Genomic DNA, 15553 nt, shown 5'->3' on the forward strand with positions numbered 1-15553 from the left:
ACCATGGACCATCGCACGCCTACCCCCGACAACCCCTGGCTGGCCCTGCGCAACCTGACCCCGGCGCGCATCGCCCTGGGCCGTGCCGGCACCAGTTTGCCGACCGGGGCGCAGCTGGACTTCCAGTTCGCCCATGCCCAGGCCCGCGACGCCGTGCACCTGGCCTTCGACCATGCCGGCCTGGCTACCCAGCTGGGTGACCGCGGGCGCGAAAGCCTGGTGCTCCACAGCGCTGCCAGTGACCGCCACCAGTACCTGCAACGCCCGGACCTGGGCCGGCGCCTGAACGAAGAGTCGATTGCCACCCTGCGCCAGCATGCCCAGGCCAACCCCGGTGGCGTCGACCTGGCAATCGTGGTTGCCGATGGCCTTTCAGCCCTGGCCGTGCACCGCCACACCTTGCCGTTCCTGACCCGTTTCGAGGAACAGGCCGCAGCCGACGGCTGGACCAGCGCCCCGGTGGTGCTGGTGCAGCAGGGCCGCGTGGCGGTGGCTGACGAGGTCGGTGAACTGCTGGGCGCACGGATGACGGTGATGTTGATCGGCGAACGCCCGGGGCTGAGTTCGCCCGACAGCCTTGGTCTGTATTTCACCTACGGGCCGAAGGTCGGCCTGACCGATGCCTACCGCAACTGCATCTCCAACATCCGCCTGGAGGGGTTGAGCTATGGCATGGCGGCGCACCGCCTGCTGTACTTGATGCGCGAAGCCTGCCGGCGGCAGCTTTCCGGGGTGAATCTTAAGGACGAAGCCGAGGTCCATAGCCTGGAAAGCGAGCACCCTGGCAACCAGAAAGGCAACTTCCTGCTCGGCAAAGGGTAAACAACATGTCACGGAAGGCGGATTGCACTTGTGACGCGCATTGGGGCAGCATGCCCTTGAAAGCCGCTGGCATTCCGCTGTTTCCCTAAATGGACTCTGAGGGCCGCACATGCGCATCATCAAGGCAACCCTGGAACACCTCGACCTGCTCACACCCTTGTTCGTCAGATACCGTGAGTTCTACGGGCAGCTCCCCTACCCCGACAGCTCGCGCAGCTTCCTGGAAAAGCGCCTGAAGCGGGATGAATCGGTGATCTACCTGGCACTTCCCGATGATGACGACGGCAAGTTGATGGGCTTTTGCCAGCTTTACCCGAGTTTCTCGTCGCTTTCGCTCAAGCGGGTGTGGATTCTCAACGACATCTACGTGGCCGAAGACTCGCGACGCATGCTGGTGGCCGACCACCTGATGCGTGAAGCGAAGAAAATGGCCAAGGAGACCAACGCCGTGCGCATGCGGGTGTCGACCAGCGCGGACAATGAGGTTGCGCACAAGACCTACGAATCCATCGGGTTTCGTGAAGATACCGAGTTCAAGAGTTACATCCTGCCCATCAGCCAGGATTGATCTCCCAACACACCGCACCGCATTTGTAGGAGCAGCCTTGCGCTGCGAAAGGGCCGGTATGGCAAAAAATTGCCTGTGGCAGTACTGGCCTCTTCGCAGCACAAGGCTGCTCCTACAGGTGCTCTGTGTTGACAGAAACCCTCCCTATCGTAACCCCCCGCTACAAACTCCCCGGGCATGATCCTCACTTCGCCGTATAATGCCCCACCTGTCATGTGTGAAAATTTACCCATCCCCAGGTAACTCAGCCTACGCCCCAGAACACAGGTGCTGTACATGGATTTCAACCCGTTGGACCTTATCCTGCATCTCGATGCCTACCTCGATCTGCTGGTCACCAATTACGGTCCCTGGATCTACGCCATCCTTTTCACCGTGATCTTCTGCGAAACCGGGCTGGTGGTAATGCCCTTCCTGCCGGGCGACTCGCTGCTGTTCATCGCCGGCGCCGTAGCGGCGGGTGGCGGCATGGACCCGGTGCTGCTGGCTGGCCTGTTGATGGCTGCCGCCATACTGGGCGACAGCACCAACTACGTGATCGGCCGAACAGCCGGCGAGCGGTTGTTCAACAACCCCAACTCGAAAATATTCCGCCGCGACTACCTGCAGCGCACCCACGAGTTCTATGAACGCCATGGCGGCAAGACCGTGACCCTGGCGCGTTTCCTGCCCATCCTGCGCACCTTCGCACCGTTCGTCGCCGGCATCGCCCACATGCACTACCCACGCTTCCTGGGCTTCAGCGTTGCCGGTTCAATCCTGTGGGTCGGCGGCCTCGTTACCCTGGGCTACTTCTTCGGCAACGTGCCATTCATCAAGCAGCACCTGTCGCTGATGGTGGTGGGCATCATCATCCTGTCGCTGGTGCCGATGATCCTCGGCCTGTTGCGCGGCCGCCTGGGCCGTGCGGCCAAGGCCCACTGAACCCTCAGAGAACAGCAGGCATGTGGTCGTTCAGCGCCTGGCGGCGCAAGCGCGCGCTGGCGCGCTACCCCATCGAGCCCAAGCAGTGGCAGGCCGTGCGCGAGCGCCTGCCCATGCTGGACGGCATCAACGACGACGAAGACCACTGGCTGCGCGAAGCCTGCATCCTGTTCCTGCTCGACAAGCACCTCACCTGCCTGCCAGGCGTCGAACCCGACGACGAGCAGCGCCTGTTGCTGGCCGCCCAGGCGCAGTTGCCGCTGCTGCACCTGGGTGAGCTGAACTGGTACCAGGGCTTCCACGAAATCATCCTGTACCCCGACGACTTCAAGAGCCCCCAGCGCCACCGCGATGCCAGTGGCGTGGAGCACGTGTGGGACGGTGAGCACAGCGGCGAGGCCTGGCAACAGGGGCCGATCATCCTGGCCTGGAACGGCGTGCTGGCCAGCGGTGGCTGGGAGGCCTACAACCTGGTCATCCATGAACTGGCGCACAAGCTCGACATGCTCAATGGCGATGCCAACGGCCTGCCGCCGCTGCACAGCGGCATGCCGGTGGATGAGTGGGCAACGGCCATGCAGCAGGCCTACGACGACCTCAACCGCCAGCTGGACAACAACCCCGACGCCGAAACCGCCATCGACCCGTATGCCGCGGAAAACCCGGCGGAGTTCTTTGCCGTCACCAGCGAATACTTCTTTAGTGCCCCCGACCTGCTGCATCAGGCTTATCCACGGGTCTACCACCAGTTGTCGCAGTTCTACCGGCAAGACCCGCTGGCGCGGCTGCTGCGGCTGCAGGCCGAACACCCCGAGTACCGCGAAAGCCACGCCTGACGGGGCCGCACATCAGGCCAGGCGTGGCATGCCCCGGCAGAATGTGCCTATAATCGCCGCCACTTTTTGGTCAAACACGGGGGCACTGCCCAATGAGCTACAGCAAGATTCCGGCGGGCAAAGACCTGCCGAACGACATCTACGTCGCCATCGAGATCCCGGCCAACCACGCGCCGATCAAATACGAAATCGACAAGGACAGCGACACCCTGTTCGTCGACCGTTTCATGGCTACCCCGATGTTCTACCCAGCCAACTACGGCTTCATCCCGAACACCCTGGCTGACGACGGTGATCCGCTGGACGTGCTGGTGGTTACCCCTTACCCGGTAGCGCCAGGCTCGGTTATCCGCGCCCGTCCGGTTGGCATCCTGAACATGACCGACGACGGCGGCGGCGACGCCAAGGTCATCGCTGTTCCTCACGACAAGCTGTCTCAGCTGTACGTCGACGTGAAGGAATACACCGACCTGCCAGCCCTGCTGATCCAGCAGATCGAGCACTTCTTTGCCAACTACAAAGATCTCGAGAAGGGCAAGTGGGTCAAGATCGAAGGCTGGGATGGCGCTGACGCCGCCCGTGCTGCGATCACCAAATCGGTTGCTGCCTACAAAGGCTGATACCGGTTGTAAAAAAAAACCCGCTTCGGCGGGTTTTTTTATGCCCGAAGCGGCGACAACAGCTTCATCGGTAAAAAGTCCTACGCAGTCCTACACCAACGCCCTACAAGCAGGCACTTTTCGTACAAATTCCGTCAACAAGCAGTTCATTTCCTTGCGGGTACCCCGTCGCTACACTCGCCCCTATGAACACTTCCGGCGACCGCCTCAAAGCCCTTCTCCACGAATGTGGCCTGTCCCCTTCCGATTTCGCCGCTCAGCGCAGCGTCACACCGCAGCACGTCAACAACTGGTTCAACCGCGGCGTGCCCTTGGCCCGCCTGGACGAACTGGCCGACCTGTTCTGTGTGCATCGGCGCTGGCTACGCACGGGCGAAGGGCCCAAACACCCAAACCCGATCCAGCGCAACCACCCGCCACGCCAGGCACCTGCCAACCCGCCCAGCCCACTGGCGGCACACCGTGCCCGGGTGCTGAGGGTGCCTTTTTACGAACTGCGAAACGGCCTGCTTGCGCCAGTGGCCAGCAAACACCTGCGCCTGCCGGCAAAAGCGCTGAAAAAGCTGGGCGTGCAAGCCCATCACGCCATTTGCCTGGCCATGCCCGCCAGCAACATGGTTCCGCTGATTCCGCTGGAGGCCACCCTGGCGGTGGACCTGGGCATCACGCGGGTCATAGAAGGCGAAACCTATGCCCTGCTGCACAATGGCGTGCTCAGGGTAAACAACCTCAGCCTCGGCCCGCAGGGCACGCTGTACCTGCACAGCCATGACCGGCGCAATTACGCCGTCGAACGCTACACCTGGGCCCAGCGCCACGCGCAGGGCCTGGAGATTATCGGTTGGGTATTCCACTGGTCGCATTTCCGCCAGCAGCGGCCCGGCTGAAACAACCTGTGCCATTTTTTGCTGGGCATCCTGCGCGTGCCCTTGTATGCTACGCCGCACATTAAGCCCCGACCGGCGCGAGCCGCGGTCCAGAGGGCTCGGCGATATCCCACACGGGCATCTGCCATCTCTTTCAGGCCCTTGATGGCCACACAGTTAAGGCGATTGCGACTTACCATAAATTAGTCGGAAGCGTCCCCGAGAAGCCGGCCACAAGCCGGCTTTTTAATGCCCGCAGAAATGTCGGGGCCGCTGGCGCAACCCTCTGCGCCAACGCCCTCTGCGGCCTTCAGAACCGCGTCACTACCCCCACCCGTAGCGTGCGCCCCGGTGCCGGCATGAAGCTTTGCGCCAGCGGGTCCAGATAGTAGCGATCGGTCAGGTTCTGCAGCGAGGCATTCACCTCGGTGTTCTCAAGCAGCTTGTACTTGAGGAACAGATCGAACAGCGCCACCGAGCGGTATTCGACCTGCGGCGTGGTAGCACCGGACTGCCAGGGCTTGTCGAGGGTATTGGTCGGCCCGGACGTGTAGGTCACCCGTCCACCCACGGTCAATGCCTCGTCGAAGAAGCGCACGCCGCTGGTCAGGTTGGCTGAAAACCGTGGCGGGTTCTGGGTGTTGGTATAAGAGCCCATGAAACTGCCCGGCGTGCAGTTGGGTGTGTTCTCGGTCTTCTGGTACGGGTTGGCCGTGGCGCGGAGTTTGCCGGCAAAGTCCGCGTCGCAGGTCTCGGTCTTGAGGTAGTAGGTGGCCGAGAGGTCGGCGAACACACGGCCGGCATCGTAGTGCGATTGCAGCTCAAGGCCGCGGGTGCTGAAGCTGTCGGTGTTGCTGAAGGTCATCAGGCCCCACAGCCCCGGGCTTGGGTCGTAGTAACGGGTGATGTAGTTCTTGATCACGTTGTCGAAGTAGGCAAGCTTGAGCGCGGCCGAATCGTGCTCGGTAAACAGGTTGTCGCGCAGCGCACTGACGCCGATCTCCCAGCTCTGCGAGCGTTCAGGCTTCAGGCTTTTACCGGGGGCGACCTGCTGGGTACCCTGGCTGGTCTCGAACAAAGAAGGCAGGCGCAGGCCCTGGGTGTAGGTGACGTAGAAGAACGTGTCGGGCATCAGCTCGACGTTGATGCCGAATGCCGGCGAGAAGCCGCCGCCACTGCTGCTGCCCTGCGGGTTATGGTCGTAGCCTGTGACCACGCTGCTGATGCCTTCAGTGCCGACGTCCACGCTGGTCGCGCCAAAGTCGTTGAAACGCACGCCATTGAACGGCTCGTTGCTGTTGCCGAAGACGATGCCGTTGTTCAGCCTCGGGTCGGTGGCATCGGTGTACTGGCCGTTCTGGTCGGGGAACCAGGTCATGCTGCCCCAGCCTTTCGGGCCACTCGCCGAGATGTATCGGACCTCGCGGTCCTGACGCCGGGCGGTGGCCAGCACAGTGTTGTCCTTGGTGTGGAAGTGGCTGTAACGGCCACCGCCCCACAGGGTCAGTTGCTCGATCGGCTGGTACTCGAGCTTGCCGTTGAAGCTGAACTCCTGCCGGGAGGCATCGCGCAGGGTGCGGTTGGCGTCGATGTCATGCTGGGTGATCAGCACACTTTTCTGCGGTTGCAGGTCTTCGAGCTGGAAGGCGCCGCCCAGGTCGAGCTTGAAGTCGCCGTGGGCCGTCTCGAACCGGGAGACGTTGTTCAGATCGCCACCAATACGGCGGTTGTCCTGGCGGGTCCAGCTGCGGTCAGAACGAAACAACTGCGAAGCAGGCGCCGTCCAGGCCGAACTCAAGGTGCTGGTCTTGGCGTCTGTCATCCACAGGTTGCTGGTCAGGTCGACCCAGGGGTTGCCGGCAGGCAGGTAATGGTAGCGCGCCGTGTAGGTGTCGATCTGCACCTCCCCCAAGGGGTACTGGTAGATACCCGCGGTGCCGAAACGGTAGATGTCGGAAGGCATGATCTCGGCAGTGCGGCCGTCGTAGCGGCGATAGCCCAGGTCCAGCGTGTGGTCGTCGGCTATCCGCCAGGTTGCCTTCAGCAGGTACGAGTCGGTTTTCGATGACGAGTTGAGCACTTCTTCGCCGGCGTTGTAGGTCATTGCCACGCTCGGCTGCTCGCGGCCGTCTTCGCCATGGATGCGATAGCGCTCCTGGCCTTTCTTGCCGGAAAAGTAGTTGCCCTGGTTGCGGTGTGCATACGCCGCCACCACGTCCAGCCGCTCAGTGGTGAAGGCAAAGGCAGCGCTGCCAGACTCAGCTTCGGAGCCAAACAGGCTACCCCGGCTGTCGCGTGGCGGCGCCGACAGGCTTTCATCCCTGGAGGTGGCGCTGCGGTGAGCAGGGGCTACGCCGTTGTCCCAGAAATCGCCCTTGAGGCGCACGCCGACCTGGTTGCCGTCCACCAGAATGTCCTGCACACCGATCGTCTGCATCTCCACCGTGCCGCCTATCGCCCCGGACTTGGTCGACGGCCCTTTGTTCACGGTCAGGCTGCTGATCAGGTCGGGGTCGATATAGCTGCGCTGCTGGGTACCGCCATAACCTCGATAGACATCCAGGGCCTGCTCAGAACCATCCACCTTGACCGCCACCCGGCTCTGGCCCTGGATGCCGCGGATGTTGACGTCCAGCGCGCCGCCATTGCGCGTGTCGCCAACCTGCACGCCAGGGATACCGTTGAGCAGGTCGCCCGCAGACACCCGGCCGAAGCGGTCGATCTGCTCGCTGGTCAGGTGCACTGACGAACGTGGCGCTCTGTAGGTTTCCACCTCTGGGCCCTGTGCGGCGGCCTCGACCATCGTCGGCGACAACTCTGCTGCAGCACGGGCAGCGGTGCCTTGCGCCATCAGCACGTAGGTACCGGTAGCACTTGGCACCAGCTGCAAACCGGTATTGGCGAGCAACCGCTGCATGCCCTCGCTGACGGTATACCGCCCTTTCAAGGCGGGTGCCGTTCGCCCGCGGATCAGCTCAGGCTCGTACGACAGCAGCAGCCCGGCCTGGCTGCTGAAGCTGCCGAGGGCTGCCCCCAACGGGCCTTTTGGAATGTTGTAGTCACGCAGCGTGACGTCGTCCAGGCGGGTAGCTGTGAGCGCAGCCTTGTGGGCATCCTGGGCCAACACCGCGCTGGTGTGCAGCAGGCCTGCAGCGCAGCAACTGGTCATCGCGCAACGCAGGGCAAAGGTGATGGGCGACAGGCAAGGCCGAGGGCGCGGAGCAGGTGAAGGACAACGTACTGGGAGCATGCTTTTCTCGCTCGTAGGGTTCGCGCCCACCACTGGCAGCGGGCTGTTACCTCCTCTGTCGCACGAGGTCGAAAAAAGGATATGAATGAATGGGCAGCGTCCAATTTTGCCGAACGGGCCTTGTGACTTGAGCAATTCTAGTGATAATGGTTTGCATTTGCGACAGCCCATGTATCAATTCAATCGACGATGAATGCTCCCCTCTCCCCGCCGAACAGTACCGAGCCGTGCAGTATCGAAACGCTGTACATCGAGAATCACGCCTGGCTGCGCAACTGGCTTGCCTACCGGCTGAGGTCCTGGGGGCGCGGGGTGGCCGACGATCTGGCCCAGGATACGTTCCTGCGTGTGCTGGCCAGCCGCGAGGGCGCGCGGGTCGAGCCGATTCGTCAACCCCGCGCCTACCTGACGCGCATCGCCAACTGCGTGCTGGTGAGCTGGCGTCGCCGGCAGTCGCTGGAGCAGGCGTGGCTCGAAGCGCTGCTGTTGCTGCCAGAGCCCGAATGCCCTTCCCCCGAGCTGCAATGTGTGATTCTCGAGACCCTGCACGAGATCGACGCAGTGCTGGACAAGCTGCGACCGCGAGCAAGGCAGGCATTCCTGATGGCGACACTGGACGGCATGAAGCAGAAGGACATCGCCGTGGCCTTGAACATAGCGCTGCCGACGGTGAAGAAGTACATCCACGAGGGCTACCTGGCGTGCCTGACGCAGATGCCCGATGACTAACGGTACTGCAACGCCCGACGCTGCCATCGCGCAGCATGTGCTTGCCCAGGCAGCCTCGTGGCTGATGCTGATGCAGGAAGGGCCGCTGCTGCCTGCCCAGCAGCTCGAACTGGAACGCTGGCGGCTTGCCAGTGATGAGCACGAACGGGCATGGAAAAGGGCCCAGCGCCTGCTTTCACGCCTGGGCAGCCTGCCGCCAACGCTGGCCAGGCAGACCCTGCAACGCCCCCCGGGCAGGCGCGCGGTACTGCGCGGGCTGGTGCTGCTGATGGGTGCCGCACCGCTTGGCTGGTGGGGCTGGCACTCGCAGGCCGGGCGTTTTGCCAGTAATTACCAGACGGCGGTGGGCGAGCGCACACACGCGCGGCTGGCCGACGGCACGCAGATCATCCTCAATACCGACAGTGCCCTGCAGCTGCTTTTCGATAGCGCGCAACGGCTGCTGCATCTGCGCCGTGGCGAGGTGTACATCGTGACCGCTGCCGACCCACGGCCGCTGAGGGTGCAGACCGTGCAGGGGCAGTTGCTCGCGCTGGGCACGCGCTTCAGCGTGCGCCAGCTGGCCGATGAAACCTTGCTCGAGGTGTACGAAGGCGCCGTGCAGGTACGCCCCGAAAGCGCCAGCGTGGCGGCAGGCGAGAACATCATCCGCGCCGGGCAGCAGGTACGATTCAGCCGGGAGCGTCTGGGCGTTGTCGGGGAAGTGCGTGAAACCAGCCTGGCCTGGCAACGCGGCTTGCTGGTGGCCGACGACATGCCATTGCAACAGTGGGCGCAGGCCTTGATGCGCTACGCCGACCGCCCCCTCGAGTGCGACCCCGCGTTGAGCGAGCTGCGGGTGTCTGGCACCTTCCCGGTCGATGATCTGCCGCTGGCGTTGGCCATGCTGGCCCAGACCTATGCGCTGCAGGTTCGTCAGGATGGTGGGCGGCTGGTTATCGGTCGGTGATCGTCAGTCTTTTTGGGCGCGCGAACTGGCACAGGGCGTCAAACTGCTTTTCAGGAATTCCTCGCGCACCTGATGCATCTGCAAGTGTGTCTTCCCCGTCGCATAATCCAACCCCGCCAGCCCCATTTCCAGCGCCAGCTCGGGATGCCGGGCAGCATGACGAATGCGGTCTGCCAGGCTGGACGGGTTCCCGGTTTCAAACGTGAGGGCGGTGTGCTCGCTGGTAATGTCCAGCACCCCGGATGTGTCAGAACCGATGACGGGAACGCCCTGGCTGAATGCGTCAAAAATGATTCGGGGTTGCTCCTGCTTCAGTGTCGGCACCAACAGCCAGTCATGCTCGGCAATGATCCTGAAAAAGTCTTTGCCGTAATCAACTGCGTTCTGGAACCTCACCTCGACGCCGCCACGCTTTTCAGCAGCAAAGCGTCGGCAGTGCTCTTTCAAATCACCTTCACCCATGAGGGTGACGGTGATATCTACGTCTTCGGTTTTCAGCTGTTCAATGGCTTCAAGGACTACCAGTACACCTTTGTCCAGAACAAGGCGGGAGGGGTAAAGCACGTTGAGTGTACGGCTGTGCCTGCCTTCGAATCTTTTTCTGACTGCCTCAGGGGACGCCATGAATTTCTTGTCGAGCCAGCTGGCGGGGTTGATCAACGTGCGACTGTTATTGCGCCCAAGAAAATATTCCTTGTAGAAGGACTGGGTAAATATCCTGGCATTCGCCAACTTCAGGCAGCACTTCAATAACAGGGTGTGCACATGGTGTTCGATGATTGCCCTGAGGGTGCGCGCCTGCCCCTGAGCCAACATCCAGAATGAAGACTCTATGACAATCACCCACTGAAAGCGGAACAACGGCTTGAGCGGCAACAGGTAAAAGGACAAGGGGAATGCCCAACCGGCGCCGTCAGAATGAACGATCCTGGCGCGTTTGCAGGCATTGATGACGGTTATGAAATTCGGGAAGAAGTTCTTTACTACTGACGCAAGCCCATGGTCCTTGCGCAATTTATAAAGCCACTTCACATCCAGATGACTGATGCTTTGCAGCCCGTCGACGTTGTCGCCTCTCTCGACAGGGCAGCACATGCCGAAGTTTTCTATGTAGGTTAAATGAAGCTCTATGTCTTTGACCCACAAGGGGTCTGTAAACAAACCACCTTGCTCGTCTACGACAACAGGAATTCGGGTGAACAGCATGTATGGGTCTTCAATCATATTCCCCTCACAGGGATGCCAGGACACTAACGATTGAATTGTCTACATGGGGCCTACTCCTCAATACCAGCCGTCCATCTCAACAACGTTGTAGCGTCCTTGCAGACCTCCTGCGTACGCAGCAAGCGCTCCGCTTGCGCTACACTTTAGTGCGCCTTCATCGATTGCACACGACTTACTACAAAAATTTCACTTGCCCATGGCGCCGGTAAGCCGGCGCCAAAAACAGTCCTGCCAAACTATCAAGTTATCTATTTTTCAATGAGGGCGGGAGGTGCGATATGGCCTCATCAGAAGTCGTACCGCGCCCCGACCATCATGCTGCGCGACGGCCCGTAGAAGTTGAACGTCGACGTCGACCCCACACGCGACAGGTAATCCCGGTCGAACAGGTTGTTGACGTTGAAGGTGGCCGTCAGCTTCGAGGTAACCGGGTACGACAGCATGGCGTCGACCGTGGCATAGCCGGGTGCATCGATACGCACGCCACCGTTCTCGGAGTAGAAGTTGCTCATCGCCGATACACCGCCGCCAATGGCCAGGCCGGTCAGCGGGCCCTGGCTGATGGTGTACTTGCTCCACAGCGAAGCCTGGTTGCGCGGCATGATGAAGAACGTGGTTTCGGCGTCACCCTTGAGGGTTTCGGTTTCCATCCAGGTGTAGCCGGCCAGCAGTTCCCAGTTTGGCGTCAGCTTGCCGCTCACTTCCACTTCGGCGCCTTTGACACGGGTCTTGCCGGAGGCCACCGAGAAGTTGGTGTCTACACCATCCTCGTCGTACTCGGTGGTGGCGCGGTTCTTGTCGGTCAGGCGGAACACCGAAAAGCGGGTATTCAGGTCGCCGCCAAAGTAGCTGCTCTTGAGGCCGAACTCGTACTGCTCGCCTTCACGCGGCTTCAGCACCCGGCCGTTGCTGTCGGTGTCGGACTGCGGCTTGAACACCTGCGAGTAGCTGGCGTACAGCGCATGGTTCTCGGTCAGGTCGTAGACCAGGCCGCCATACGGTGTGAAGTGGCCGTCCACGCGCTTGCTGTCGTTGGTGCTGGCACCGCTGCTCAGGGTGGTGGTGTAGAAATCACCGCGGTACCAGCTGAAGCGGCCCCCGGCGATCAGCGCCAGGCGCTCGATCGGGCGGAAGGTGACCTTGGAATACAGGCCGTATTCCTCTTCCTGCATGCCGGTCTCGGTGCTGTAGTTGGGCGATGGTTTGGCGAACCGCGTCGGCGAGTAGGTGTTGACGTTGATGGCGCCCAGGTTGGTGGTGCCGTTGAGGTATTCGGTGTCGTAGTTCTTGTAGTCGGTGCCGACCACAAACTCGCTGACCTGGCCAAGGGTTTCGAACGGCTGGCTGTAGCTGGCGTCCAGCGAGTAGGTGTCCTGGGTGAAGTCGCGAGCACTGGCGCGCTCGGAGTTGGCACCAGTGGTGGCATTGGTTGCGGTGAAGGCGTACAGGTAGTTGGTGTCGCGGTGCGAGCCGCGCGCCGCGATACGGCCATAGCCGCCGTTGTCGAAGCGGTGGGTCAGCTCGGCGACCAGGTCGGTGGTCTTGCCATCGAAGTAGTTCCAGTCAGCCCCCAGGAAACGGGAGTGGCTGAAATCGGGCACGTCGCCAGAAAGGGTTGCCGGGTAGCCATTGTGCGGGGTGATGTTCTTCACTTCGTGCATCAGGCCGAACGACAGCGTGGTGGCGTCGTCCAGGTCGACATCCAGCGCGCCGTAGTAGCTGTTGCTGGTGTTGGCGTTGTAATCGACTTCGCCATTGGTGTCGTCACGCGACGCGATGAACCGCCCGCGCACACGGCCGGCGCCATCCAGCGGCCCGCTCAGGTCGATTTCTTCGTGGTTGGTGTCCCAGGTGCCATAGCTGCCTTCGACGTGGCCCTGAAACTCCGCGGTCGGGCGCTTGCGCACCATGTTGACGATGCCACCCAGTTCACTGGTGCTGCTGAACAGCCCGGCCGGGCCGCGCATGATTTCGACACGGTCGAACGCCGCCAGTGACGGTACGGTACCGAAGATGCTGGCCATCGGTGCCGGCAGGCCGTCGATGTTGAATTCACTGTACTCGTAGCCACGGGCATAGATCGACGACCGGCCGCTGTCGTTGGTCAAGGTGCGCAGGCCGGCGGTGTACTTGGCCAGGTCATCCAGGTGCACGAACTGGCGGTCTTTGACGTAGTCCTGGGTGTACACGGTGATCGACTGGGGGATGTCCTTCAGCGCTGCTGGCGTCTTGGTGCCCACGGTCGCGGCATCGACGCTGTAGCCACCGGTGGCTTCCGAGGGCAGCATGTCGTACAGGCGGTTGCCTTCGATGGTCAGTGCCGGCAGGTCGAGCGAGCTGTCCTCGGCTGCCGCCTGGGTGGCCACCGTTTCAGCCAGTGCCGACAACGAGAACGGCGCCAGCAACCCCAGCACCAGCCAGCCCCGAGCCCGTCGCGGGCTCCCCACACGTTTGAAACCGTTCATGACACACCCTTCGCCCAAATGATAGTAATTCGCAAACGAAACAAGTTGCTTTTTGCGAACGATACCGGAGGGAAAACGGGGGCGCAGCAGGATTAACCTTCTTAACACTCCCAGGCGTTGCCCTCCCCTGCTGGCAATGGGATGATTCGTAACTGATACAGGTTCTCATTCAAGGCTCGCCGTGCCCACCTCACTTCTCCTCGCCGAAGACGACGCAAGCCTGCGTCAGGACCTGGAACGCCATTTCCTCAAACGTGGTTTCCGGGTAAACGCCTGCGCTACCGGCACCCAGGCCCTGGACGCCATTCGGCAAACACCGTTCGAACTGGTGTTGCTGGACATCATGCTGCCGGGTATCGATGGCCTCAGCCTGCTCGACGAGCTGCGCCGGCAGCAGGCGGTGCCGGTCATGCTGATGTCGGCGCTGGGCGCCGAGCAGGACCGCATCAGTGGCTTTACCCGTGGTGCTGACGACTACCTGCCCAAGCCCTTCAGCCTGGCGGAGCTGGACGCACGGGTCGATGCCTTGCTGCGGCGCGTGGCATTTGATCGCGGCACGGCGCTGCGTGCCGACGTTGGCGAGGTGATGCTGGACCACGACCGCCAGGACGTTATCCACAACGGCAACGCCGCTGGCCTCACCGCGTCCGAGTTCCGCTTGCTGGTGACGCTGCGGGCGCACCCCGGCGAAGCCTTGAGCAAACCCTTCCTGTACCAGACCGTGCTGCACCGGGCCTATACCCGCCTGGACCGGGGCCTGGATGTGCATGTGTGCAACCTGCGCCGCAAACTGGCCGACATCAGTGCCCAACACCTGCAGATCCAGGCCGTGCGTGGGCAGGGGTACATCCTGGTCGACACGGAACAGCCCTGATGCGTCGCCACCCGTTGCTGTGGAAACTGGCCGTACTGCAGGTCAGCTTCTGCCTGTTGCTGATCTGGCTGATCTGGACCTGGGGCCTGTCGGTGGAGCGCAGCACCTATTTTCTGTCCCCGGCCGACCAGAACTACCTGGCGCGCTATGCGCAACAAGCTGAAGACGCCTGGACCCAGGGCGGCGCAGTCGGCGCCGAGGCCTGGCGGCGGCAACTGGAACAGGCCGAGGACACCTGGGTGGCGGTGATCGGCCCGCACCTGCAAAGCCTCGGCACCACACCGCTGAGCGCCGAGGAGGCCAGCCACCTGACCTTCATGCGCAAACTGGACTGGCCCATGAGCCGGCGCCTGCAGGATGAACTGCCCTACGTCAGCATCGAATTCCCGCAACACCCCGAGCACGGCCGGCTGGTGCTGCAACTGCCCGAACGCCTGCTGCCCACCGGCCTGACGCCGTGGACCCATGTGATCACCCACGGCGTCGCCCCCGCACTGCTCGCCCTGCTGCTGGGCCTGGCGTTGTACCGGCATCTAGTCGTACCGCTGAACCGCCTGCGCGACCGCGCCGACGCCCTGCGTGCCGATGACCTGGACAGCCCCGCACTGCCCCTGCTGGCACGCCGCGACGAGCTGGGTGAACTGGCACAGGCCTTCGAGCACATGGCCGGGCGCCTGCGCCAGAGCCTGGAACAACAGCGCCTGCTGTTGCGGACGCTGTCCCACGAGTTGCGCACACCCCTGGCGCGGCTGCGCATCGCCCATGACAGCGACTTGCCGCCGCCGCAGTTGCGCGAGCGCCTGGACCGCGAAGTCGCCGACATGCAGAAGCTGCTGGAAGACACGCTGGACCTGGCCTGGATGGACACCGAACAGCCCAGCTTGCCGACCGAGCCGGTATTGATGGTTTCCGTGTGGGAAGCGTTGTGCCAGGACGTTTGCTTCGAAAGCGGCTGGGACCGTGCGCGCCTGCCGTGCTCACTGGATACCGATTGCCTGGTACAGGCCCATCTGGACAGCCTGGCCCAGGCACTGGAAAACCTCATACGCAATGCCATTCGCCACTCGCCTGCCGAGGGCCGGGTCAGCCTGGACGGCTGGCGTGAAGGCGGCTGCTGGCACCTGCGCCTCAGCGACCAGGGCCCCGGCGTACCTGACGCCGACCTTGAACGCATCTTCAAGCCTTACCAGCGCCTGGCCGACAGCGGCGCGGGCTTCGGCCTGGGCCTGGCCATCGCCCGTCGCGCCATCGAGCTGCAAGGCGGCCGTTTGTGGGCCAGCAATGGCCACCCTGGGCTGTGCCTTCACATGGCCTTGCCGATTGCCAGGGACTGTTTAGAAAGTTAATGCGCTTTACGCCCAATCAGGACTGATTATCATCTGGGCGTTCCAGCCTTGCGCTCCTCGCAAAGCCCTGACGAGAC

Annotated in this window: 13 protein-coding genes; 10 read left to right on the forward strand and 3 right to left on the reverse strand. The window is 62.4% G+C overall.

What is annotated here, in order from left to right; translation table 11 throughout:
- Nucleotides 1–3: 3 nt before the first annotated feature.
- From eutC to ABOC32_RS00340, 6 genes are all read left to right on the forward strand, one after another.
- Nucleotides 4–822 (forward strand): ethanolamine ammonia-lyase subunit EutC, encoded by an 819-nt coding sequence (gene eutC / locus ABOC32_RS00315; protein ID WP_426809794.1) that lies wholly within the window; start codon nucleotides 4–6, stop codon nucleotides 820–822.
- A gap of 109 nt (nucleotides 823–931) precedes the next feature.
- Nucleotides 932–1390: a GNAT family N-acetyltransferase gene (locus tag ABOC32_RS00320; RefSeq protein WP_086975001.1), complete on the forward strand. Its 459-nt coding sequence runs from the start codon at nucleotides 932–934 to the stop codon at nucleotides 1388–1390.
- A 276-nt stretch (nucleotides 1391–1666) separates the two neighbouring features.
- The gene (locus ABOC32_RS00325) at nucleotides 1667–2314 is read left to right on the forward strand and encodes a DedA family protein (RefSeq protein WP_041167541.1); all 648 of its coding nucleotides are present in this window, start codon (nucleotides 1667–1669) and stop codon (nucleotides 2312–2314) included.
- Nucleotides 2315–2334: 20 nt separating this feature from the next.
- Entirely contained in the window at nucleotides 2335–3150 is an 816-nt protein-coding gene (locus ABOC32_RS00330; RefSeq protein WP_426809795.1) for a zinc-dependent peptidase, read from the forward strand.
- Between the two features lie 92 nt (nucleotides 3151–3242).
- The gene (ppa, locus tag ABOC32_RS00335; protein ID WP_016497835.1) at nucleotides 3243–3770 is read left to right on the forward strand and encodes an inorganic diphosphatase; all 528 of its coding nucleotides are present in this window, start codon (nucleotides 3243–3245) and stop codon (nucleotides 3768–3770) included.
- Between the two features lie 185 nt (nucleotides 3771–3955).
- Nucleotides 3956–4657 (forward strand): LexA family transcriptional regulator, encoded by a 702-nt coding sequence (locus ABOC32_RS00340; protein ID WP_426809796.1) that lies wholly within the window; start codon nucleotides 3956–3958, stop codon nucleotides 4655–4657.
- A 289-nt stretch (nucleotides 4658–4946) separates the two neighbouring features.
- On the opposite strand, the gene ABOC32_RS00345 is transcribed toward ABOC32_RS00340, so the two are convergent.
- Entirely contained in the window at nucleotides 4947–7886 is a 2940-nt protein-coding gene (locus ABOC32_RS00345; protein ID WP_426809797.1) for a TonB-dependent receptor domain-containing protein, read from the reverse strand.
- A gap of 189 nt (nucleotides 7887–8075) precedes the next feature.
- Between ABOC32_RS00345 and ABOC32_RS00350 the strand changes: the two genes are divergently transcribed.
- Together ABOC32_RS00350 and ABOC32_RS00355 are read left to right on the forward strand one after the other, a co-directional pair.
- The gene (locus tag ABOC32_RS00350; protein ID WP_426809798.1) at nucleotides 8076–8615 is read left to right on the forward strand and encodes a sigma-70 family RNA polymerase sigma factor; all 540 of its coding nucleotides are present in this window, start codon (nucleotides 8076–8078) and stop codon (nucleotides 8613–8615) included.
- On the forward strand, nucleotides 8608–9564 hold the full coding sequence (locus tag ABOC32_RS00355; RefSeq protein WP_426809799.1) for a FecR domain-containing protein: 957 nt from the start codon (nucleotides 8608–8610) through the stop codon (nucleotides 9562–9564). The genes ABOC32_RS00350 and ABOC32_RS00355 overlap by 8 nt, the downstream gene beginning before the upstream one ends.
- A 3-nt stretch (nucleotides 9565–9567) precedes the next feature.
- Here the strand turns inward: ABOC32_RS00355 and ABOC32_RS00360 are convergent, their stop codons facing one another.
- Entirely contained in the window at nucleotides 9568–10788 is a 1221-nt protein-coding gene (locus ABOC32_RS00360; protein WP_426809800.1) for a glycosyltransferase family 4 protein, read from the reverse strand.
- 290 nt (nucleotides 10789–11078) lie between these two features.
- Nucleotides 11079–13256, reverse strand: coding sequence for a TonB-dependent siderophore receptor (locus ABOC32_RS00365; protein ID WP_426809801.1), 2178 nt, complete (start codon nucleotides 13254–13256; stop codon nucleotides 11079–11081).
- Nucleotides 13257–13437: 181 nt separating this feature from the next.
- Between ABOC32_RS00365 and ABOC32_RS00370 the strand changes: the two genes are divergently transcribed.
- Nucleotides 13438–14130: a response regulator transcription factor gene (locus ABOC32_RS00370; protein WP_426809802.1), complete on the forward strand. Its 693-nt coding sequence runs from the start codon at nucleotides 13438–13440 to the stop codon at nucleotides 14128–14130.
- Nucleotides 14130–15476: a HAMP domain-containing sensor histidine kinase gene (locus ABOC32_RS00375; protein WP_426809803.1), complete on the forward strand. Its 1347-nt coding sequence runs from the start codon at nucleotides 14130–14132 to the stop codon at nucleotides 15474–15476. The genes ABOC32_RS00370 and ABOC32_RS00375 overlap by 1 nt, the downstream gene beginning before the upstream one ends.
- Nucleotides 15477–15553: the final 77 nt, after the last annotated feature.

Source organism: Pseudomonas sp. WOUb67, from assembly GCF_050058005.1.
In the GTDB taxonomy this organism is placed as follows: Bacteria; Pseudomonadota; Gammaproteobacteria; order Pseudomonadales; family Pseudomonadaceae; genus Aquipseudomonas; species Aquipseudomonas putida_R.

Excerpts from the sequence above, each read along its gene's own strand:
- eutC (WP_426809794.1), top strand. The coding sequence starts at position 4 with ATGGACCATCGCACGCCTACCCCCGACAACCCCTGGCTGGCCCTGCGC.
- ABOC32_RS00320 (WP_086975001.1), top strand. The coding sequence starts at position 932 with ATGCGCATCATCAAGGCAACCCTGGAACACCTCGACCTGCTCACACCC.
- ABOC32_RS00325 (WP_041167541.1), top strand. The coding sequence starts at position 1,667 with ATGGATTTCAACCCGTTGGACCTTATCCTGCATCTCGATGCCTACCTC.
- ABOC32_RS00330 (WP_426809795.1), top strand. The coding sequence starts at position 2,335 with ATGTGGTCGTTCAGCGCCTGGCGGCGCAAGCGCGCGCTGGCGCGCTAC.
- ppa (WP_016497835.1), top strand. The coding sequence starts at position 3,243 with ATGAGCTACAGCAAGATTCCGGCGGGCAAAGACCTGCCGAACGACATC.
- ABOC32_RS00340 (WP_426809796.1), top strand. The coding sequence starts at position 3,956 with ATGAACACTTCCGGCGACCGCCTCAAAGCCCTTCTCCACGAATGTGGC.
- ABOC32_RS00345 (WP_426809797.1), bottom strand. The coding sequence starts at position 7,886 with ATGCTCCCAGTACGTTGTCCTTCACCTGCTCCGCGCCCTCGGCCTTGC.
- ABOC32_RS00350 (WP_426809798.1), top strand. The coding sequence starts at position 8,076 with ATGAATGCTCCCCTCTCCCCGCCGAACAGTACCGAGCCGTGCAGTATC.
- ABOC32_RS00355 (WP_426809799.1), top strand. The coding sequence starts at position 8,608 with ATGACTAACGGTACTGCAACGCCCGACGCTGCCATCGCGCAGCATGTG.
- ABOC32_RS00360 (WP_426809800.1), bottom strand. The coding sequence starts at position 10,788 with ATGATTGAAGACCCATACATGCTGTTCACCCGAATTCCTGTTGTCGTA.
- ABOC32_RS00365 (WP_426809801.1), bottom strand. The coding sequence starts at position 13,256 with ATGAACGGTTTCAAACGTGTGGGGAGCCCGCGACGGGCTCGGGGCTGG.
- ABOC32_RS00375 (WP_426809803.1), top strand. The coding sequence starts at position 14,130 with ATGCGTCGCCACCCGTTGCTGTGGAAACTGGCCGTACTGCAGGTCAGC.